2 tRNA genes are annotated in these 363 nt (G+C 41.9%); both read right to left on the bottom strand.

The features are described 5' to 3' along the window. Positions 1 to 128 precede the first annotated feature (128 nt). Positions 129 to 204, bottom strand: a tRNA-Ala gene (locus J8M01_RS23840). A 50-nt stretch (positions 205 to 254) separates the two neighbouring features. Then, positions 255 to 331 (bottom strand) — tRNA-Ile (locus J8M01_RS23845). Positions 332 to 363: the final 32 nt, after the last annotated feature.

Consider the following 363-nt stretch of genomic DNA (forward strand, 5'->3'; position numbering starts at 1 on the left):
AATATCTATAAGAATTTATTTATCAGCTTTTCCAAATTTTTAAAGAGCAAGAGAATTTAACTTCTCAAAGAGAAACACACTTCATACTCAGGATATACCTGAAGTATGCTTTTCTTTCAAAAGTAAGGTGGTGGAGCTAAGCAGGATCGAACTGCTGACCTCCTGCGTGCAAGGCAGGCGCTCTCCCAGCTGAGCTATAGCCCCACAATACTGGAATGACATTGTTTGATACCAAAGCTAAAAGGTTAGCAAAGTGGTGGGTCTGAGTAGACTTGAACTACCGACCTCACGCTTATCAGGCGTGCGCTCTAACCAGCTGAGCTACAGACCCAAACAATGTTTGTGTTCTCTAATTCTATTCAG

It is taken from the genome of Pseudoalteromonas sp. MMG005 (genome assembly GCF_018101015.1).
GTDB lineage: Bacteria > Pseudomonadota > Gammaproteobacteria > Enterobacterales > Alteromonadaceae > Pseudoalteromonas > Pseudoalteromonas aurantia.